The organism is Segatella cerevisiae, from assembly GCF_024054555.1.
In the GTDB taxonomy this organism is placed as follows: domain Bacteria; phylum Bacteroidota; class Bacteroidia; order Bacteroidales; family Bacteroidaceae; genus Prevotella; species Prevotella cerevisiae.
The window spans coordinates 21,646-42,527 of sequence record NZ_JAMXLY010000026.1; the positions used below are offsets into that span (position 1 = coordinate 21,646).

The 20,882-nt window shown below is 41.3% G+C and carries 16 protein-coding genes; 7 read left to right on the forward strand and 9 right to left on the reverse strand.

Going from position 1 to position 20,882, the window contains the following annotated elements; all coding sequences use genetic code 11:
- Positions 1–3 precede the first annotated feature (3 nt).
- The 3 genes from NG821_RS07750 to NG821_RS07760 all read left to right on the forward strand — a co-directional run bounded on the left by NG821_RS07750 (position 4) and on the right by NG821_RS07760 (position 5,258).
- Positions 4–1,908 carry a RagB/SusD family nutrient uptake outer membrane protein gene (locus tag NG821_RS07750; RefSeq protein ID WP_252761089.1) on the forward strand — a complete coding sequence of 635 codons (1,905 nt, stop codon included), beginning with the start codon at positions 4–6 and terminating at the stop codon, positions 1,906–1,908.
- A gap of 435 nt (positions 1,909–2,343) precedes the next feature.
- Positions 2,344–3,525, forward strand: a complete 1,182-nt coding sequence (locus NG821_RS07755; protein ID WP_252761090.1) for a glycoside hydrolase family 27 protein — start codon at positions 2,344–2,346, stop codon at positions 3,523–3,525.
- Between the two features lie 299 nt (positions 3,526–3,824).
- Entirely contained in the window at positions 3,825–5,258 is a 1,434-nt protein-coding gene (locus NG821_RS07760; protein ID WP_449619108.1) for an IS4 family transposase, read from the forward strand.
- Between the two features lies 1 nt (position 5,259).
- Here NG821_RS07760 and NG821_RS07765 read toward each other — a convergent pair whose 3' ends face one another.
- The 6 genes from NG821_RS07765 to NG821_RS07790 all read right to left on the reverse strand — a co-directional run bounded on the left by NG821_RS07765 (position 5,260) and on the right by NG821_RS07790 (position 12,850).
- Positions 5,260–5,820, reverse strand: coding sequence for an RNA polymerase sigma-70 factor (locus NG821_RS07765; RefSeq protein WP_252761092.1), 561 nt, complete (start codon positions 5,818–5,820; stop codon positions 5,260–5,262).
- A gap of 429 nt (positions 5,821–6,249) precedes the next feature.
- Positions 6,250–8,898, reverse strand: a complete 2,649-nt coding sequence (mgtA, locus tag NG821_RS07770) for a magnesium-translocating P-type ATPase (protein ID WP_252761104.1) — start codon at positions 8,896–8,898, stop codon at positions 6,250–6,252.
- A gap of 111 nt (positions 8,899–9,009) precedes the next feature.
- Complete coding sequence (locus tag NG821_RS07775) at positions 9,010–10,392, reverse strand: sensor histidine kinase (RefSeq protein ID WP_252761093.1); 1,383 nt, start codon at positions 10,390–10,392, stop codon at positions 9,010–9,012.
- Positions 10,389–11,078, reverse strand: coding sequence for a response regulator transcription factor (locus NG821_RS07780; protein ID WP_252761094.1), 690 nt, complete (start codon positions 11,076–11,078; stop codon positions 10,389–10,391). Before NG821_RS07780 ends, NG821_RS07775 begins: the two co-directional genes overlap by 4 nt.
- A gap of 202 nt (positions 11,079–11,280) precedes the next feature.
- A complete protein-coding gene (locus tag NG821_RS07785) occupies positions 11,281–11,877 on the reverse strand; it encodes an aminotransferase class IV family protein (protein WP_252761095.1) in 597 nt (198 codons plus the stop codon).
- Positions 11,840–12,850: an aminodeoxychorismate synthase component I gene (locus tag NG821_RS07790; RefSeq protein ID WP_252761096.1), complete on the reverse strand. Its 1,011-nt coding sequence runs from the start codon at positions 12,848–12,850 to the stop codon at positions 11,840–11,842. Before NG821_RS07790 ends, NG821_RS07785 begins: the two co-directional genes overlap by 38 nt.
- Positions 12,851–13,381: 531 nt before the next feature.
- On the opposite strand from NG821_RS07790, the gene NG821_RS07795 reads away from it, so the two are divergent.
- The 4 genes from NG821_RS07795 (at position 13,382) to arsB (ending at position 17,127) form a co-directional block, all read left to right on the forward strand.
- Positions 13,382–13,717 (forward strand): ArsR/SmtB family transcription factor, encoded by a 336-nt coding sequence (locus tag NG821_RS07795; protein ID WP_252761097.1) that lies wholly within the window; start codon positions 13,382–13,384, stop codon positions 13,715–13,717.
- A 121-nt stretch (positions 13,718–13,838) separates the two neighbouring features.
- Complete coding sequence (arsD, locus tag NG821_RS07800; protein ID WP_262921875.1) at positions 13,839–14,258, forward strand: arsenite efflux transporter metallochaperone ArsD; 420 nt, start codon at positions 13,839–13,841, stop codon at positions 14,256–14,258.
- A gap of 10 nt (positions 14,259–14,268) precedes the next feature.
- The gene (arsA, locus tag NG821_RS07805; RefSeq protein ID WP_252761098.1) at positions 14,269–15,987 is read left to right on the forward strand and encodes an arsenical pump-driving ATPase; all 1,719 of its coding nucleotides are present in this window, start codon (positions 14,269–14,271) and stop codon (positions 15,985–15,987) included.
- A gap of 81 nt (positions 15,988–16,068) precedes the next feature.
- Positions 16,069–17,127, forward strand: coding sequence for an ACR3 family arsenite efflux transporter (arsB, locus tag NG821_RS07810; protein ID WP_252761099.1), 1,059 nt, complete (start codon positions 16,069–16,071; stop codon positions 17,125–17,127).
- Positions 17,128–17,341: 214 nt separating this feature from the next.
- Here arsB and NG821_RS07815 read toward each other — a convergent pair whose 3' ends face one another.
- From NG821_RS07815 to NG821_RS07825, 3 genes are read right to left on the reverse strand one after another with little or no spacing between them, the layout of a single operon-like run.
- A complete protein-coding gene (locus tag NG821_RS07815) occupies positions 17,342–19,870 on the reverse strand; it encodes a TonB-dependent receptor (protein WP_252761100.1) in 2,529 nt (842 codons plus the stop codon).
- A 20-nt stretch (positions 19,871–19,890) separates the two neighbouring features.
- On the reverse strand, positions 19,891–20,736 hold the full coding sequence (locus tag NG821_RS07820) for a GLPGLI family protein (protein ID WP_252761101.1): 846 nt from the start codon (positions 20,734–20,736) through the stop codon (positions 19,891–19,893).
- Positions 20,737–20,760: 24 nt separating this feature from the next.
- Positions 20,761–20,874, reverse strand: a complete 114-nt coding sequence (locus tag NG821_RS07825; protein WP_394802071.1) for a transposase — start codon at positions 20,872–20,874, stop codon at positions 20,761–20,763.
- Positions 20,875–20,882: the final 8 nt, after the last annotated feature.

Sequence of the window (20,882 nt, forward strand, 5' to 3'; positions counted from 1 at the left end):
GTCATGAAAAAGAAACATATCACATCTTTAACAGTTACATTATTACTGCTTTTCACTTTATCATCCTGTAATTTTCTGGATGTTGTACCTCAAAGTTCCGCTACCATTGATGATATCTACAAAACTCAGAATTCTGCGGAGAAAATGGTACTCTCTTGCTATTCTGAGATTCCCAATTATTTTCACCCACAGGATTTTCCAGATATAACGGCTGGGAACGATTTGATAACCGGTTGGTATGGATCAGTCAGGTATTTTCATTTCAAGAGCTTAATTTATGGACTCGAATCTCCCACATCAACATACTTCTCCTTATGGAGCAATACCGCAGCTTCTTACCCTACTGGAGTACAAACAAAATTGATTTGGGAAGGTGTCCGGTATTGTTATAATGTGTTGAACAATATCGACAGGGTCCCCAATATCGATGCTGACGCTCTAAAGTACTATAAGGGGGAAGTACTTTTCCTGATTGCCTATTACCACCAAATTATGTTGGAATACTATGGTCCAATTATCTTGGTAAAGAAGGAAATGGAACCAAATAGCACTCCGGCAGAAATGAATCTGCCACGTAACACTTATGATGAGTGTGTTGATTTTATTGCTGACAAATATACCCAAGCAGCTAAGCTTCTTCCTTCACAGTGGGAACCTAATAACATGAATCGCGCCACGGCTGCAGCAGCGCTTGCCCTTAAGGCACGTCTCTTGTTGTATGCGGCATCACCCTTGGTCAACGGTAACAGTGAATATTATGCAAATTTTAAAAATCTCGATGGTACGAATCTGATCAACCAAGTCTATGACAAGGAGAAATGGAAAAAAGCCATGGATGCAGCTAAAGAGGCTATAGATTATTGTGAAGCTAACGGATACCAACTCTATGGAAGTTCTACTGCTGATCCCACAACTGGCAAGAACAACTATCACTATGCTTTTGTAGGTGCTTCTGGAACATTTAACCTTGATAATATGAAAGAATTACTTTTTGGATATGCCGAGCAAGGTACTGTTTCATATGATGTTAAATGCATGGCTCCTCGTGTTGGTATAGATAAATATACCAGTGAAGGTTTTCGTGGATATATGATTCCAACGTGGGATTGTATAAACCGTTATTATACGGAAAACGGATTACCTTGGAAAGATGATCCGGAAACAAAAGATCTCGATCCGTATTCTATCGTCAAACTCCCTAATGGTGATAGTACTGCATGCTTCCACTTGCATCGGGAACCACGTTTTTATGCTTCTATCGGCTATGACAGAGGTAGTTATGAAATCCAAGGTGGTACGATTACTCTCAAATGCCGTCGGGGAGAAATGCAACAAAATGATGGTAATTCAGATCATGAATATCAATCAGACAATGGTTATTATTGTCAGAAATGGGTTTCTAAAGCAGATTCATATAATTGGAATAGTAAAAAATATACAACTAGTTCTTATGTGTTTCCTATAATACGCTTGGCTGAAGTGTATCTGGATTATGCTGAGGCGGATTTTGAATATAATGGTAAACTGAGTAGTCAAAGTCTTATATATCTGAATAAGATCAGAGCGCGTTGCGGACTGCCGTCTTTTCAAGACTCCTGGGCAAAAGTAGGTGGCATACCGACAGGAGATAAATTGCGCCAGGTCCTGCACGATGAACGTTCAATAGAACTTGCTATGGAAGGTCGCCGTTTTCATGATATTCGTAGATGGAAAATTGCGGATAAGGAAATGATGCGCTACCAGAAAGCGTGGAATTTGGCTGGAAAAACTGCAAAAGAGTTCTATCAATTAAAGGATATGAAAGAAGGAGGAACACGGGTTTTTGAAGCTCCTAAGAATTACTGGTTGGCCATTCCTCTAGACCAAATTCAAATTAACCCAAATCTTGTTCAGAACCCAGGTTATTAACTTTAGGAAAGAGGATTGTAGACAAGTAAAAAATGAACCCCGAAAGTTTATCAAGAATTTTCGGGGCTCTTTTTACTAAAACTCTTTAGTCTTGTGTTGCGCTTTATATTAAAATTTCCTTTTAAACCTTCTAATAAGGCTCGATTATAATTCTCTTATATTTGTAGAATTTTTGGATTCTATTTATTACACTTTTGATTATAAATCGTGGAATTAATTAGTTATCGGTCTTAGGGTCTAGTTTATAAAATGTTTTTATGTAGGTCGAATAAATACTGTAATGAATTCTTTAAAATAGCGTCAATATTTTATGGTTAAGAACATAAAAAACACTATTTTTGTAAAAGTGAAAAACAATAAGTCTGAAAAGTAGAAATATCATATTGTCGATCTTATACTTTTAAAATATCAACTTGATTAATACTATTTATTGTAATGAAGAAAATTTTTGTTTTAGTTAGTCTTTTATGTTGTCTTGCAATGACAGCCATGGGACAAACGCAGGAGAAGTTAGGAGAAGCGCCGGCTATGGGATGGAACAGTTGGAACAAATTCAATTGCCAAATCAATCAGGACCTGATCCATGAGATTATCGATGCGATGGTCTCGACGGGTTTGAAGGATGCCGGTTATCAGTATGTTAATCTCGATGATGCTTGGCATGGTCCACGTGACAAAGACGGATTCATTCAGGCTGACTCAAAGCGGTTCAGCTCAGGCATCAAGTCCCTTTCGGATTATGCCCATTCCAAAGGTTTGAAATTCGGTATCTATACTTGCGCTGGTAACAAGACTTGTGCCAACTATCCAGGTAGTCTTGGACATGAGTATCAGGACGCTTTGCAGTATGCAAGATGGGGAATCGATTATATCAAGGAGGATTGGTGTAATACGGAAAATGTGAATGCTAAAGGTGCTTATAGTCTGATGGCTGATGCCATTAAGCAAACGGGCAGACCAATGTATTTCAGTTTGTGTGAATGGGGTACGAACAAGCCTTGGCTTTGGGCAGGAAAATTCGCACAGTCTTGGCGGACGACCGGGGATATACAGAATAATTTCAAAAGTGTATTGAGTATACTAGACCAGCAAAACGGTCTTAGAAAGTATGCCGGTCAGGGACATTGGAACGACCCTGATATGTTGGAGGTTGGTAATGGCATGCCCGTCAATGAGGATAGAGCCCATTTCTCAATGTGGTGTATGCTGGCAGCGCCTCTGATCTTGGGGAATGATATCCGTCATATGAGCAAGGAAACTGCAGGTATTATTATGAATAAGGATGTGATTGCCGTAGATCAGGATAAGTTGGGGATTGAAGGTCTTAGATATGCAAAGGAGAACGACTTGGAAATCTGGTTCAAACCTTTGGCAGGCGGTGATTGGGCTTTTTGTATTCTTAATAGAGGGATAATACCAGAAAAGTATGTCATTGACTGGCAGAAATTTAATTTTACAGATGACGTGAGCAAACTCTCTACCGCTTTTGACCAGAAGGTCTATTCTATCCGTAATTTATGGACAAAGAAAAATGAGGGGACTACCAAGAAGATAAAAAAGGAAGTCATTCCTGGTCATGATGTTGTAATGTATAGACTTACGCCTAAGATAAAATAAAGAAGAGAAAGCTTGAAAATGGAAGGGTCTTTGATGTAAAGAGAAGATCCTTCCTTTTTTGTTTTAAGCTGGTTCCGAAAGACCGGATAGATTTGATGAAAAAACAGAGATTCGTTTTTGATAAAGAGAATGAAATGGTTTACTACTGTTTTAAGTAAATGAATTTAAGTTTCGCAAGTGAAGAACCAGTTGCATAAGTTAACATAAATTTGGAATAAAAGAGGCTTCAAAATTTGTATAACTCATTGAAAATGAGTAACTTTATAATCGCAAAAGAATAAAGCACAAACTTTGAAGCCGTGAACAAAGATACTACAATTCTATCAGATTTGAGAAGTTTTTTCTCAGAAAATGACAACAATCGTGCAATAGACAGCATAATGAGTGTAATGGAACATATAAACATACGCCCGGGGCAAATAGGAGCCGAGAAGAAAGGGAACTGCCGGTTTACCAGCCTGCAGGTGCTCAGTCTTCTCATGTTGTTCCCGTTCTTTGCGGTGAAGAATGCATTCAGGTATTCCTGTTCCTCACTGGGTAGGATATTCCTGTGTGAGAAGGACATGTTCTATCGTTTTATAAATGATGACAACGTCAAGTGGCGCAGCCTGCTTTATTCGATGAATCTTCAGCTGCTCAGGAAAATCAGCAGGAATACCGTGTCGCCCCATGATAAGCCTGTCTGTCTGATAATAGATGATACCGACCTCCCGAAGACGGGCAGGAAATCCGAGCTGATCGGTCGGATATACTCCCATGTCCGTCATGGGAGTATCCTTGGCTACAAGTGCCTTACACTGTTGCTCTCTGACGGCATGAGCCAGCTGATGCTCGATTTCTCCCTCCATGGAGAGAACGGAAAGAACCCGGACAGGAAGCAGGGTCTCACCAACAAGGAGCGTAATGCCCGTTTTAGCGAGAATCATGACGGGAGGGAAGTTGCACGGCGCATCGGGGAATACAGTATGAAAAAGACAGACAAGGCCGTTGAAATGGTGAAGTACGCCATCAGGAAGGGTATCCGTTTCGACTATCTGCTGATGGATAGCTGGTTTACCAATGCCGGTTTTGTCCGTCTGATTACTTCCCGTCATATCAAATGTAATCTTCTGGGCATGGTCAAACTGGGCAAGACCCGTTATCAAACCGAATATGGACTTCTTACGGCCAAGGAAATCATCCGGAAGTTCCACGGCAGGAAGCTCTGCAAGTATAATACTACGCTCAAATGCACTTATCTGACGATTGACGTGAAGTTTGCCCGCACCACAGTCCGCCTGTTCTTTTGTAAGAGAGGACGCAACGGACAATGGAACGGACTGTTGACTACGGACCTGAGTCTCAGTTTCCTAAGGGCATACAGGATTTACTCCATGAGATGGGCCACGGAAGTAGCCTATCACGATGAAAAGTCCCTGTTCGGATTTGGAAAATGCCAGTCCGTTCACTTTTCAGCACAGATAGCCGGTATTACACTGGCCATGATGCAGTACAATATACTGTGTACGGTCAAAAGGTTTGAATCGTATGAAACGCTCGGTGAACTCTTTAATGAGACTACCGGGAACACTCTAGAATTGTCCGTAACGGACAAAATATGGGAACTTATCCTGGATGCCGTTCTTGAAGTGGCAGAAATCGTGTCCGCTGATGCCGGTGAACTGCTCTCAGCCTTGATTGATGGAAATCCCAAGTTCCATAAACTTTTGAATATTTATAAAGTCGCTTCGTGAGTTATTCACTTGCGAAAGTTGAGCAAATGAATAGAAAAAATATAATCAGCCTTTTTAAATAACAGAGAGTACTGTAGATATGATTCTCAACGGTTCGTTTGCTGATATGTAACTTGTTGGCTATTTCCTCATTAGACAGACCTTCGATACGACTCAGTAGAAAAACATTTTTACGTTGATCCGGCATGCTATTAATGGCTTTTCTTATATATTCCAATAAACTTTTAGCCATCATTTCATCCTCTATAGAATAATCTTCCTGTGAAGCGATGCGATTAATAGATTCTGAATTATGGTATACTTCTTTTCTCAAATAATTGAAAGCGGCATGTTTGGAGACAGTAAAAATATAGGAGTCGAAATTTTGAATTCTATCCACTGTTGAACGGTTTTGCCATAATTTTATGAAGATATCTTGTGCAATATTTTCTGAATCTTCTTTTTGGTGGATAATTCCATTAATAAATAATTGGACTTTGGGATAATACTGCAAAAATATCTTATCAAAAGATTTCTGGTCACCTTCCTGAAGCCTTTGTAGGAGAATTTGATTTATAATCATATTGGTATACCTTATGGCACAAATCTATTAGAAAACTTTAATCAGTGAGATTATTCTTCCATGAAATTGGTAGAAATTATTAAGATATGTTATAATGTTACAAAAGTAAAAAAAATAGTGAAGAAATAAAAATTTTAATAGTTAAATATTTACTTTTACTTAGAAAGAAATGAGTTTATCGTATAAAGAACTCATTTTGTATAATTGTTAGAATTCAGATTCTCTCAAGATCCCATAGATGTAACAATAAATGCCTATAAATATGACCAAGATTAGGATAAATCTTATCCGAGTATTAAGAGTATGTTTCACAAAAAGGAAATAAAGAAAATCATCAATGACTTTCTTTATGTCCTAGTTTAAACTTGTATTATTTCTACGACAGATGCTTCTGCCCATACTGTTGAGAAAGGAAATCCTTAAGGGTGGTTACAGCCATCTGTGAAGACGTCTCATGTATATTTTCTTGACGAATTGAATGGTCAGACAGTAAGCGAGTAAGATTCCGAAAAGCCAAGGAAAGTAATTCAAAGGCATTGACCCGAAACCTAAAGAACGTCCGATAGATGTATAGGGGATGCCGATACCAACTGCCATGATCACTAAGGTCAATAACGTAACCGGCCATGTTGCACGACTTTGCAGGAATGGGATCTTCGGCGTGCGGATCATGTGCACGATCAGAGTCTGAGAGAGGAGACCTTCGATGAACCACCCACTTTGGAAAAAACTCTGATGGACTTGGCTGTCATAACCGAAGATGTACCATAAGATCAGAAATGTCGTAATGTCAAAGATAGAACTGATAGGCCCGATGCAGATCATGAACCTGCTCAGGTCTGAAGCATCCCATATCCGGGGTTTTCTAAGGTATTCAGGGTCCATCCGGTCAAATGGAATGACAACTTGAGAGATATCGTACAGAAAGTTCTGGATGAGTACCTGCACCGGCAACATAGGCAGGAAGGGCAAGAACGCACTTGCAACCATCATACTGAACATATTCCCGAAGTTGGAACTGGCTGTCATCTTGATGTACTTGATGATATTTCCGAAAGTCTTCCGTCCTTCGATGACGCCAGCCTCCAGTACCAACAGATCCTTCTTGAGAAGGATGATGTCAGCGCTTTCCTTGGCGATGTCTACAGCTGAGTCTACTGATATTCCGATGTCCGCCTGTCTCAATGCCGAAGCGTCGTTGATGCCGTCCCCCAGGAAACCTACCGTATTCCCCTGGTTCTGCAGAAGACTGATGATACGTGTCTTTTGTAGGGGCGTCAGTTTGGAGAACAATTTGCATTTCCTGACGATAGGTTTCAGATCATCGTCTGTCAGATGTTCGATTTCCATACCGGTAATGGCTAGGCGGGTATCAATACCGACCTGTCTGCCGACATTCTTGACGATGATATCATTGTCACCGGAGAGGATCTTCACTTCTACTCCGTTTTCATGTAACTGTTTGATAGCTTCTGTAGCAGAAGGCTTGAGGGGGTCCAGAAAAGCCAGGAATCCGATCAGCACCATCTCGTTTTCGTCTTTAACGGCGAAGTCATGGTCTTTCGTCGGGAAACTCTTTTGGGCCACTGCCAGGACGCGCATGCCTTCTTGGTTGAGTGCCCTGCTGACTTTTTCTGCTCTATCCTTCCGTTCCGGTTCGAGAGGCAGTATCTTGCCTTTGATTTCCTCAAAGGAACAGATAGACAGCATTTCTTCCACGGCACCTTTCGTGATGATCTGGCGTTTCCCGTTCCGGTCTTCGATCACGACAGACATGCGCCGCCGTTGGAAGTCGAAGGGGATTTCATCCACCTTGGTATACTGATCCTTGACATTTTCCATCCCTAGTTCCTTGACATGGGAAAGGATGGCTTGGTCCATCAGGTTCTTTAATCCTGTCTGGAAATAACTGTTGTAGTACGCGTGGCGTAAGACCTGTTTGTCTTCATCGTCTTGTCCGTCTGCTTTCAGATACCTTTCCAAGACAATACGGTCACAAGTCAGGGTACCTGTCTTGTCCGTACAAAGGATATGCATGGCACCGAAATTCTGTATGGCATTCAGGTCTTTGACGATAGTCTTTTTCTTGGACATGGTGATGGCACCTTTTGCCAGGTTACCTGTAACGATCATCGGCAGCATGGCAGGAGTCAAACCGACAGCTACTGAGACGGCGAAGAGAAAGGCCTGCAACCAGTCGCCCTTTGTAAAACCGTTAATCAGGAAGACGAAAGGTATCATGAACAACATGAACCGGATCAGCAGATAACTGACTTTGCTGATGCCTTTATCAAAGGCTGTCGTCACGCGCTTATTGGTAATGGTCTTGGCAATGGTTCCCAGATAACTGTGACTGCCTGTCGCGAAGACAATGCCTTTAGCTGTCCCACTGATCACATTGGAACCCATAAAACAGATATTCTTCAATTCCAATACATTACCGGTATTTTCCGAAACATTCTCAGGGACGGAAACTTTTTCTACCGGTTCTGACTCGCCTGTGAGTGAGGACTGACCGACAAACAGATCTTTTGACTCTATGATCCGCAGGTCTGCCGGAATCATATCTCCTGCAGCTACCCTGACCAAGTCGCCTGGTACCAGTTCGCAGATATCTATTTCTTGTTCCGGTTCTCCGGACCGCAATACACTACAGGTATTGGTCACCATTTTCATCAGACCGTTCGTGGCAAGCCTTGCCTTTGTCTCCTGCCAGAATCTCAGGATCGCACTGATAATGATAATCCCGGATATGATAATGACGGAGGTCCAGTTCTTTTGTCCCGGCGCAGCCATTGCGACATCGAGGATGAAGGAGATGATGGCAAGTGCAGTCAGGATACCCGTGAAAGGATTGATGAAAGCAGAGATAAAGAGTAGAATGGGGTTTTTACGGTGCTCATGAGCGATATCATTAGGGCCATATTGTCGGTTTCTGTCTTTTACCTCATCGGTATCCAGACCATTGGGAGTAGTCTTGAAATAAGAATAGATGCCTGCCAGAGGTTGCATGGCAGCTCTGAAGACTTTAGCGGTATCGAATACATACCGGGTTGTCATTTTTTTTCTCCACATAATAAACTCTCCATTTAATAGTTGATAGTTCTTTTTACCTTTTGCGGCTGCAAAGGTAAGGCTATCCGCTTGTCCAGAGGGTTAGAGGAAAATTAGACTTCTATTAGAAAACCATTAGAATGAAGGACTGGGGATATGAGGCAGACTGACGATATAGGTTGTCCCTTCACCTTTCAGGGAATTGATTTCGATGGTGCCTTTGTGCAATTGAATGATTTTGAAACACAAAGCCATGCCGATACCGTGCCCGGAAGTGTAGTCTTGATTCTCTCCTCTGTAGAAAGGTTTGAAAATCTCTTTCTGGTCTTTTTCAGAGATGCCTATTCCGTTATCCGTAAATCTCAGAATAGAGACTTTCTCCCAATAGGAGATATGTACGGAGGAGGTATGATTCGGAGAAAACTTGCAGTTGTTTTCGATTAAGTTGATGAAGGCTGTCGTCAGAAGGTAACTGTTGCCGGAAACCGTCAGGACAGAGTCGTCTTCAGCCTCGTTCTCGAATATGAGTTCGACTTTATAGTCCGGATTAGCCTTAAGTACGGTTTCCCTTGCATCGAGAAGTTGCTCGTCCAACCGGATATTTTTCATTTTGATCTGTTCCGGCAGGTAATCGGCTTTTGCAAGGTTCAATAACCCCGTAATCAATTTGACGACGTGATGTGCATCGAGCAAGGCCCTTTGTATAGCCTCTTCGTACTCTTCGGATGTCCTTTTCTTGAATACGGCCAATTCCAGTTCTGCTATCAGGGCTGCCATAGGCGTCCGGAGCTCATGGGAGACATTGCTTACAAACATCTTTTGTGACTTGAAGGCTTTCTCGAGGCGATCCAGCAAGCGGTTGAAAGCGATGCTGAGTTCTCCGACCTCATCGCGGTCGTCTTTTACCGGAAGCCGCTTGTTGATATCTTTGGCAGTGATGTTTTCGGCTTCGTCAGACAACACCTTAACTGGGGCAAAGGCGAGGCGTGCCAAGATGTATCCTGCAAGTCCTAAAAGGGAGATGCCGACGATGGAAAACCAGATAAGCAAGTTTCTCAGGGCGATCATATTGGTGATCCCATATTGGTCATAGGCTGCAGCCGTGATGATATATTGCTTCTTCCGGAAATGGTAGGTGATCCCGACAGCCTGGTATTTCCCGACCTTGAAATGAATCCTTTTCTGCTTGAGAATCCGGTTCATCATGCCGGGAGTCTCCTTGATAATATCACTTTTCAGTTCATCATGGTAGAGCATATGGAAGGGAGGTTGATAGACGACAACTTCCACCTCATTGATGAAATTTTTGTTGTTGAGGTAAATGGAATGCATGATGGAAGGGTTGATCTTACCGCTCAGAAACAGATGAGCTTTAGTGATCGCTTCCTGTTCGAGACTTCTGTAAAAAGTCTCACTGCGGGTCCGTGCACTGACATAGTAGACGGATACCATTGCCGTCAGAAAGAGAAGGGTTGTGATGGCAGAATATTCCAAAGTGAGTTTCAACTTGATCTTCATGGCTTGTCAGTGAGTATAAATCCGAACCCGGTTCGAGTATGGATGAGTTTTGTATCAAAATTCCGGTCGATCTTCTTTCTCAGATAATTGATATAAACATCAATAAAGTTGGTGCCTGTATCGAAATGGGTATGCCAGACTTGATCAGCGATCTCTGCACGGCTGAGGACCCTGTCGGCATTCTCCACCATGTAGAGCAGCAGATAATATTCTTTAGGTGAGAGTTTGATCTCCGTATCGTTCCTCGTGACCTTCTTTGTACCCAGATGGATGGTAAGGTCAGCGTAGTGGATTTCTTCAGGTTGTTTGGCAGTCTCATCAGAACTCCGGCGCTTCAGCAAGACCTTGATTCTGGCATTGAGTTCTCTGAAGTCAAAAGGTTTGACCATGTAATCATCGGCTCCGACGTCAAACCCTTCAAGTTTGTCATCTGTAGATCCTAAAGCCGTCAGGATGAGGATCGGGATTTGCGGGACGAGACTTCTGATCTGACGGCAGAGATCGAAGCCGCTCATTCCGGGGAGGATAATGTCTGAAATGACCAGATTGAATTTGTTTTCTCTGAAAAGACGCAATCCCGTCAGTCCGTCATAGGCGACCCTCACCTGATAACCGCTCTCTTCCAAGCCCTGCTTGAGAAGCGAGGCCACGCGTTGCTCATCTTCTATGACCAGTATAGATTCCATAGACCCTTTATTGTAAGAAAGACAAATCCATTGCAAAAATACGTTTTTTCAGTGTCTTATGCAATGCCGTAATATTAGAATCTGATTAGAATTCCTGAATTGTGATTTCTTCGTTCAGATGATTACAAAGGTAGTGTATTTTTGTAGATATTGTCCGTTTTTATGGAAAAAGAATGCCTTTTCATGAACAGTCTTCTGTCCTTTAAGGCCGTTTGATTGTCTGGTCAGATATTTCGAATTCCATTTCTTCGAAATCCAACATGGCATTAAGTGTGCAGAGTTTCCTGTAACTGAATAGTTCTGCCGGCGTGATCTCCCTTTCTGTCAACAGACCTTGGTGCAACAGCAGTTCTCGTTGCGTGCCTCGGAGGAGCGGATGGGCAGGGGTGTACCACTGCGTTCCGTCATAGACGGCAATATTGGCTATGCTAGTGTCGGTGATGACGCCGTTCTTTACAATCAGAATATCATCACATTGGCCACGCTGACCGTACAAAGACAGAAGGAGGTCCCTGTCTTCATATTTATAGGCATAATCGATCGCATCACATTCTATGAGTTGCAGACTGTGGACCGGGCGAGGGTGATAGGGTTGATAACTGACAGAGAGGACTTGGTCACTGTATACGATATGGCATTTTGTCCGTTGTACAAGGTCAGCGGAGATATGTTCTCCGAGATCGATCTCCGGTGATCGGGGACTGAAATGTCTGATAGTCTTGTTCAGTCTCTGATTGTGGGCTTCGAAGTTAAAGACCTTCTTATCCTCTATCCTCAGTGTTTCGATAAATCGGTACATCAGCTTTCTGTTTTAATTCCAGATACTCTTTCGCGCAATTGCTCCGGACGGTGATGCCACCTCCGCTTTTGAAGACCATGCTGCCGTCAACCTCTTGTTCGACGAATCGGATCATTACCCCGCTGTCGAGGTCTTGACCGTCAAAATAACCGGTTACACCGGTGTAGAAGTGACGCTCATACTGCTCTGCTTCATGTATGATTTCAGCCGTCTTGTCTTTAGGTGCACCGGTGATGGAACCGGCAGGGAGGAGGCTGAAGAACAGGTCTCCAATCTGCGTATAGTATCCACTGGGAAGGACACCGGAGATGCACGAACTTGTCGCAAGGAGAGTATGGCTGTGGGTCTTGATAGTTTCGATATAGCGGTATCTTTCCACAGTGACATGCTCTGCTATTTTACTGAGATCGTTCCTGATCAGGTCTGTGATCGTGGCATGCTCGGCTTTTTCCTTGGGGTCATTCAGGAGGTGGTGTGCCGCATTTGGTATAGCGGCATCTATAGTGCCCTTCATCGGAAAGGAATAGATCTTCCGTCCTTTGATCTGCACGAAGGTCTCGGGCGAGAAAACGGTAAATTGCTGTTTCAACCATACCTTGTATTTTGCCTTCGAGATTCTGAAAATCTCCTGAAGTGTCATATTGGTCTTCACTCGTGTACAACCGGTTAAGTTGGCAAGGTAAGAATTGCCTTTCAACTCATTCTGCCGGACATGGTCAAAAGCTTTCCGGTACTGTTCAAAAGTGGGAGGATAAATTTTCCACTCCAATGACTTGGTTTGCAGACCAGTGAATTGAGGCGGTTCATTGGAAAACGGCCCCAAATGATAAAGGAGTTCTTTAGGATCAACTTCTTCCGGTTGGAGGACAATACACTGGTTCTGGTCATAACTGATAATGAAGACAAACGGTTGATGCCGGCCTCCCAACTCGTTCATCTTCCGGATGGCAAGGTTTTTACTGAGAATATTCACACTATTCGGCTTGCGCCAATTGTTCTTTTCCTGCTCTCCTCAGCGCTGATATCGGATAGTGGGGTTCCGGAGAACTTTCTCCGGATATGCAAAGGTTAGCGTTTTTTTTGAGTTATCCAAATACGAGGTGTTATAATATAAAAAAGAACGTTTCTGAAATTTATTCCGGCATAAACGATTATGCCTTATGATTTGAGAAGGAGTTTTAATTATAAAAATGTTTGTTATGGTTACATTATGGAATTAATATGAGCTTTTGAGTTTAAAAAAGTGATTTATACATTAATTGATCGTCTGAAATTGCTATTTTCTGATTAGTAAATTATGTGAACTATATGAATTCTTTTAGGCAAATAATAAAAATCAATTGAAAAAATGAAAATTATTCCCTGATATTAAGTTAAAGTACTATAAAAATATATTTGAAATGGTATAAGCAGAAATGGATATTCGTATATTTGCGAAATACGAATAATAGCAAGTAGATTATTCTGATAAATGTTAGAAACATTTTAAAATATAATAATAAAGATGGATGAAAAAAGAGAATATGGAATTAAAACTGATCAAATAGCTCGTTTTGCCAAAGCTTTAGGCCATCCTGCTAGAGTTCAAATTCTGCAATTCTTGGCACAACAGAACGAATGTTATTTTGGAGATATTAATAACGAACTACCTATATCTCAAGCTACTGTTAGTCAACATCTAAAAGAGCTAAAAGATGCTGGATTAATACAAGGCACCATTGTACCTCCTAAGGTAAAGTATTGTATTAATAAAGAAAATTGGATTTATGCACGAGAACTTTTCTTGAATTTTTTCTCTCAGAAAATTCAAACAGAAAAATGTAAATGTTCTAATCAATAGATTATATTTGGAATATTTGCTTCTGGTCTTTGTGAAGTGATTAAATGTTCGTAAATATACGAAATATATCTTATGAATAATATAATAGATATCAAATTTTAATTATAACGATCATAATAAAATGAAAAAAATAGAAATTTTTGATCCTGCTATGTGTTGCTCAACTGGTATTTGTGGTCCTAGCATAGACAAAGATTTATTGAGATTTGCGACTTTAGTAGACTCTCTAAAGAATATGGGAGTATTTGTCAAGCGGTATAATTTAAGTTCTGAACCGCAGGCTTTTATGAAAAATCAGAAGGTATATGAAATGTTAAATTCGGAAGGAGTAAAGGTGTTACCTATCACATTAGTTGACGGGAAGGTTGTTGTTAAAGGGAAATATCCTTCCACAAAGCAAATGAGTGAATGGACAGATAAAAATCTAATGATTGTCCCGTCATCTTCAATCTCTCAACTAGAGAGTCTTACTAGTAATTATTTATGTTGTGCTAAAAATAATGAGAAGGTAAATCATTGTAATTGTAGCAAAAAAAAATAAGGAAAGGAAAATGAAATCTTATTCTATTTCAGATTTAATGACTTTTAAATACTTGTTCTTCACAGGTAAAGGAGGAGTTGGGAAGACTAGTATTGCATGTGCTACAGCTGTAGCAATGGCTGATAAAGGAGAACAGGTGTTGCTTATCAGTACTGATCCTGCATCAAATTTGGAAGATGTTTTTGGAGAAAAAATTCCAGAGCAAGGCTTATCAATCAAAGCCTTACCAAGCTTGACAATTATTAACATTGATCCCATAAAAGCTGCTAACAAATATAAAAATCATGTGTTGAAACTTTATGAAAATTTATTGCCAATATCTGTCATTAAAAATATAGAAGAGCAACTTTCAGGTTCTTGTACTGTAGAAATTGCAGCTTTCAATAAGTTTTCTGATTTTTTATCAAGTGAAAAAATTGCTTGCAAATATGATCATATTATTTTTGATACTGCTCCTACAGGCCACACTCTACGTATGCTTCGCCTGCCATCAGCATGGAATACATTTATTAAAACAAGTAAATACGGAGTTTCATGTCTTGGTCAATTATCAGGTTTAAGAGGAAGAAAAAAAAGTTACGAACAGGCTGTAAGAAATCTCTCTGACGATAAAAGGACTATTTTGATACTAGTAAGTCGACCTGAAATGGCACCGTTAAAAGAGGCTGCACGTGCTTCGTTAGAATTAGAGCAAATAGGAATTCGTAATCAACTTCTTATTATCAACGGACTTATGGATAAAAAATCTAATGACAACTTGGCTTCACAAATCTATAAAGAACAACAACGCTCGATAATTGGCATCCCCCAAGAACTCCAGTCCTTTCCTGTTGTTAAAGTGCCTTTACGATCTTATAGTCTTTCAAATATTAATAATCTTCGTAGATTTTTTATTTCTGATAGACATGTTCAAGCAAAAGCCATTCGTTCTATTCCCAAATGTCCTCATTTAGACGACCTTATTGATGATATTTATAAAAGTGGAAAGCGTATTATTTTCACGATGGGTAAAGGTGGAGTGGGAAAAACAACTATCGCTACAAAAATTGCATTTGGACTTAAGGAAAGAGGGGCTAAGGTTAGATTGACGACAACAGATCCTGCTGATCATTTAAACTATCAGTTAGCTGTTCATGCAGGAATTAATATTAGCAAGATTGATCCTCAAGAACAACTTGAAATATATAAAAATGAAGTCAGGATGCAAGCTAAAAAAGCAGGGGTTACGGATTTTTCTTATATTGAAGAAGATCTTCGTTCTCCTTGTACACAAGAAATAGCGATTTTTCGTGCTTTTGCAGATATCGTGGAAAAAGCATCAGCAGAAATAGTAGTTATAGATACAGCGCCTACTGGCCATACATTATTATTGCTTAGCTCTGTGCAAAGCTATGATCGTCAAATATTACATACAGAAGGAATTACTCCAAAATCTGTAAAAAATCTATTGCCACGTTTACATGATCGATACCAAACAGAAGTTATTATTGTTACATTGCCAGAAGCAACACCTGTATACGAAGCTTCAAGACTACAAGATGATCTTGAACGAGCAGGAATTTATTCTACATGGTGGGTAGTTAATCAATGCGTTTTACTCAATCAAACCAGTGACATGTTCCTTTTAGAAAAAGCAAGAAGTGAACGACAATGGATAAAGAAAGTTTGCCAGCGTTCAGACAGACATACTGTCCTAATTGAATGGAAGAATGATGAATCTAGAATATAAAGATATGATATTTAAATAGTCGGACGGATTCGTTTTGTGGTAGATTTCAATTTTAAGGTGTTATATTTAACAAATTATATTATGAAGAAAGGGATAAATTTTTTAGACCATTATATGACTTTTTGGATATTTTTGGCTATGGTTTTGGGTTTACTCTTGGGATGTTTTATTCCCTATATTAGTTATATCTGGGGTAGTCTTACAATCGGAACTACAAATATTTATATAGCTTTGGGCTTGATATTGATGATATATCCTTCATTTACAAAAGTAAAATATGAAAAATTAGGTGAAGTTTTTTCAAATACAAAGATATTAGGACTATCATTATTGCAAAATTGGATTATTGGGCCTATCCTAATGTTTATACTTTCTATTTCTTTTCTTCGTTTCAATATAGATTACATGTATGGGCTAATACTAATTGGTCTAGCTCGTTGTATTGCAATGGTGATTATTTGGAATGATCTTGCCCAAGGAGACCGGCAATATGCAGCTGGACTAGTGGCACTTAATTCATTATTTCAGATATTTCTGTATTCGATATATGCCTATATTTTTATGGTTATATTTCCACAATTATTTGGATTACCTGCAAATGAGTCCGTGTCTCGAATTACAATAATTGATATATTAAAAAGTGTATCAATTTATATGGGTATACCAATGGTAACCGGATTTTCCACTCGCTTTATTTTAATCCATTTAAAAGACGAGCAATGGTATAATGCAAAATTTATTCCTAAAATTTCCCCACTTAGCTTAATAGCATTGCTATTTGTTATTATTGTTATGTTCTCTCTTAAAGCTGAATACATCGTTCAAATGCCGTTGGATGTTATCCATATTGCAATTCCTTTAGTAATCTATTTTATTATAATGTTTTTGCTAACTTTTTTTATAAGTAAAAAATCGGGAGCAAATTATGAGCAATGTGCTACCCTTTCATTTACTGCAGCCAGTAATAACTTTGAATTAGCAATTGCGGTCGCAGTAGCTATTTTTGGAATTAATTCTGGAGAAGCTTTTGCAACGGTTATTGGACCACTTATAGAGGTTCCTGTAATGATAGGTTTAGTTAATATAGCATTATTTTTCAAGAAAAAATTCTTTGTTAAGGGACTGCACTTGAATAACTAATTTAAGAAATTGTATCCTTTAACTTTAATGTGCTGTATTGGGGAGCGTAAGTTACTTTCCAAATAAATAGAGTGCGTTTAATGAATACGCACTTAAGCATATGATTCAATTCCGTTTTTCTTATATTTTGCCTAGGCAAAGGTATCCTGATGCCAATAAGTCTTTCGGCGTTGATGCCATTCTTTTGTTGCCTAGGTAAAATCATTTGATCAGATCAGAAATTGAATCGCAGGCCCGCCATGACCTCACATCCTCTAAGAGCCACTTGATAATAGTTGTAATCCAGACCATTATATTCAGCCTGTTTATAGCGTTTCCTATTGAGGATGTTCGAGGCTTTCAGGTCCAGGTCCAGTCCGTTGCTTACCCTCCACTGACAACCCATGTCCAGGAAGGTGAGATGCTGGTAGTGCCCCTTTGACAGTTCCGCACAACTGTAGTCTAAGGCGATACGGACGGAGAAATGTGCCACAGGATAGAGACTCAGTGTGCCGATATCCGAATAACTCTTCAGCAGTGTGCGGTCAAGATACTGGTTTTTGTCCTGCCATGTGAGATTGCCGGTCAGGATATTTGAGAAGTTCACCCATTTCCATTTGTTCTCATAAAGTGCCGCCGATGCACTTACAGCATTCGACCGTGCTTCCCGGAACAAGCCGTTCTGGGCTATTGGCAAGATCATGCGGCTGTAGACGAGGGAAGATTTCAGTGTCAGTCCTGTGTTATAGAAGGACTTGTCCAGGGAAGTCAGGATCTGCAGTGTTTTCTGTGTGGTGGAATGCCATAGGGGTTGTGATAAGGAAAAATCTTCCGTATAGGTATACTGCCGGCAATAACTCCTCCTGTAAGTCGTATAGTAAACGAAGAGATCCCAGTTGAGGAGTGAGATGACATTATGGTAGGCAAGGGATGCCGAACTCATCGAGCGATAGATCCAATTCGTGGAGTCTGCCATTTGCGAGAGCGTCCGGTAGTCTGTGCGGAGCATGACCGGTGCGATGTTTTCCGTTGAGGCGCTGGAAGCAAGTGCCGATCTCATTCTGATCTCCCAAGCAGGAGAGAAGGTGTGCCGCCAGTTAAACTCTGGAGAGAACAGCCATTTGTCCTCATGCTTCTCGCGGCTTGCCGGCAGCGTTGTCCTCATATACATCATCTTCCCGCCCAAACTCACATAGCCTTTACCGTAACGTATCACAAATGAGGGACTGGCGTAAAAGGTCAGATAGTTGTAGTCATAACTGCCATCTTTGGTTTGCAGATGGTCTTTCCGTCCTGTGCTGCCTATAGTCAGGTCCAATTGCTGTTTGAAGAAAGGCAGGGAGACCTTCAGATGATTGTCTGTCTCCAGACGGGAGGAATTGACCCACGTGTTGCCGGTATACACAGGAGAACCGGACAAGTCCATCGACTCGTGCTGTCCGACATAGTTGATTGTGGACAACAACTCATACGTTTGCCGTCGGGTGTTGAAAGTTGCCTGGAGTTGATTGGACACTTGCAGCGGATGGTGCGCAGTGCTGACGTCCAACTGTTGCACATTGCCTCTTTGGGCACCCTTTTGGCTGACGGAAGAGAAACTGCCGTTCAGAGCATCTTTCAGATATGTCTGTTTGGCATTGAGTTCATACTCTATCGTGCCCAGTGCCGCATAATTGCCATCATTCTGATGGCGGCTTTCAAAAACTTCCACGGGTTGATTGCTGCCATAATACACATAACTGCTGTCTGACGTGTTCTTCCTGTCGTCGGCAAAGGACACATTGTATTTCAGAGAACCATATTGGGAGAGCCTATACAGACGGTTCACTGTCAGCAACATCGAGTGGTTCCAGAGATACCGGGAGGCACTGATGGGCAGAGAAGGGGCTTCCAATTGAGAGATGAGCGGTAGGGGTGATGCAGCGTTCCATGTCTCATCATCTGACAGGTCGTGCGCAGTGAGGTCTGAGGAGATGTCTTCACCGCTGTTATTGGCCTTCAGATTGACCAATACCTGCTTTCGCTTGTCTACCAGAATGCCGGTGAGCCTGCCGTTTCCCAAGATCTTATCGCCACTTCCTCCGGACAAATAGGCCTCACCGAAAGGCTTCGCCTTGTAGCCGGCATTCAACTTGATGTCCAATGTGGCACGATCACTCGGCACTTTTCCTTGCAGGGCACGCACAGGTTGATTGTCTTCCAGAACCTCTATCTGCGAGACGGCGTCCACAGGCATGTTTCTCGTCACCACATTGTATCTGTTCCCCATGAGATTCTGGCCTTCGATATTCAACTGGTTGATGCTTTTCCCCATGTAAGACACAGAACCGTTGGTAGAGACTTTGACGCCCGGCAGTTTCTTCAGTACGTCTTCTATATATTTGTCGTCCTTGCTTTTGAAGGAGGCTACATTGTAGATCAGGGTATCCCCGTGTTGTCGGATAGGCTTTACCTGTACCTCTATGCCTTTTAATGCCACGACGGATGGTTCCATCACGATCGTCTGAATCTGACGGATCTTGCTCCGAGGCAATTTCACTGAGACATAACCCACTCGTGAAAAGAGCAAGGAATTTGTCCCATGAGGCACCGATAATGTGTATTTTCCTTCATGGTCAGTGATGCAGTAGGAAAGGGTCTTGCCCTGAGCATCACAACTCTTGCAAGTCACGTAGCCGATGGAGGTTCCCTTTGCATCTGTCACTCTCCCCGAATAAGTCCCGGCATCCTGTGCTGCATTGCACAGGCACTTCAGTAACATCAAGAATAGACATATCCACCTGCTCATTCCAATTCCATAGGATTATAAGGCTTTGGAGGTGTCGGATCAGAGTCATCATCCAAAGTGTGAATAAATGCCTTGGACGCCTCGTCAGGGTGATCGCAATAATTCTTGTAGCCTTTTCTGTCGCCTTCTCTGGTGGTCTTCACCTCTTTCCGGTTGACGAAAAGATAGATCGGTTCTTTATGACTGCGTTGCTCCAATCCGTTGAGTTCATAGTCAAAATAACCTTTGGTATCACTGACTTTCATGATCAGTCCCGGCAGACCACCGAAAACATAAGGTCCGAAAGGGAGGGCTATTTTATCTGCATACCATGCCACATAGTCTCGTCCGCGGTATCGTGTTGTGGCCTTTTTGCAGTCTTGTCCAGCTATGAGCGTATCCCCATCCATGAGTTGCCAATGGATAGCGGGGATGTTGTCAGAATAAATGAAATGTATGACACCACCCCGGTTGTCTTGAATGGTAGCTGCATCGGAATGGAGTGACTTGACGACGTTGAGTCCATAGCACTTTTGGCGGATGATCGGAAAAGCTTTAGAGAAATAGGCAGCTGAGGTTTCTTTGTTGTAATATGTCGCATCCGTGAGTGAATCGAGCATCAGGTTGGGCAGATCACAAAATTGAATATCATTGTTTCCGATCAGCAAGACGGTCTGTGCTTCGCTCTTGGTATTTGGTGCCGTAGGGTCAACGGCCCAGGTCATTTTATAATAGACGCGTACATTGCTGCTGTCTACAATATTGCGTTTGGCAGGTGATAATTTTACACCACCGTTCTTTATCGATTGGGCGGCAACGATAAGGGGTAAAAGTAAGAAGGCTAATAAGAATGTTCTTTTCATTATCAACAATTAATTATAAATGGTTCATCCGACAAATGCGTAGTTTTTATCATGTAGCGATAAAATTTTGAGTTCAAAAAACTTCTCATCCCGATATCCATACGCCTGTCTTTTCATTGTCTTGATTTTGTTGTTTATCCCTTCAA

Coding starts and splice junctions, on each gene's coding strand:
- NG821_RS07750 (WP_252761089.1), top strand. CDS start 4: ATGAAAAAGAAACATATCACATCTTTAACAGTTACATTATTACTGCTT.
- NG821_RS07755 (WP_252761090.1), top strand. CDS start 2,344: ATGAAGAAAATTTTTGTTTTAGTTAGTCTTTTATGTTGTCTTGCAATG.
- NG821_RS07765 (WP_252761092.1), bottom strand. CDS start 5,820: ATGATTATAAATCAAATTCTCCTACAAAGGCTTCAGGAAGGTGACCAG.
- NG821_RS07775 (WP_252761093.1), bottom strand. CDS start 10,392: ATGAAGATCAAGTTGAAACTCACTTTGGAATATTCTGCCATCACAACC.
- NG821_RS07780 (WP_252761094.1), bottom strand. CDS start 11,078: ATGGAATCTATACTGGTCATAGAAGATGAGCAACGCGTGGCCTCGCTT.
- NG821_RS07785 (WP_252761095.1), bottom strand. CDS start 11,877: ATGTACCGATTTATCGAAACACTGAGGATAGAGGATAAGAAGGTCTTT.
- NG821_RS07795 (WP_252761097.1), top strand. CDS start 13,382: ATGGATGAAAAAAGAGAATATGGAATTAAAACTGATCAAATAGCTCGT.
- arsD (WP_262921875.1), top strand. CDS start 13,839: ATGAAAAAAATAGAAATTTTTGATCCTGCTATGTGTTGCTCAACTGGT.
- arsA (WP_252761098.1), top strand. CDS start 14,269: ATGAAATCTTATTCTATTTCAGATTTAATGACTTTTAAATACTTGTTC.
- arsB (WP_252761099.1), top strand. CDS start 16,069: ATGAAGAAAGGGATAAATTTTTTAGACCATTATATGACTTTTTGGATA.
- NG821_RS07820 (WP_252761101.1), bottom strand. CDS start 20,736: ATGAAAAGAACATTCTTATTAGCCTTCTTACTTTTACCCCTTATCGTT.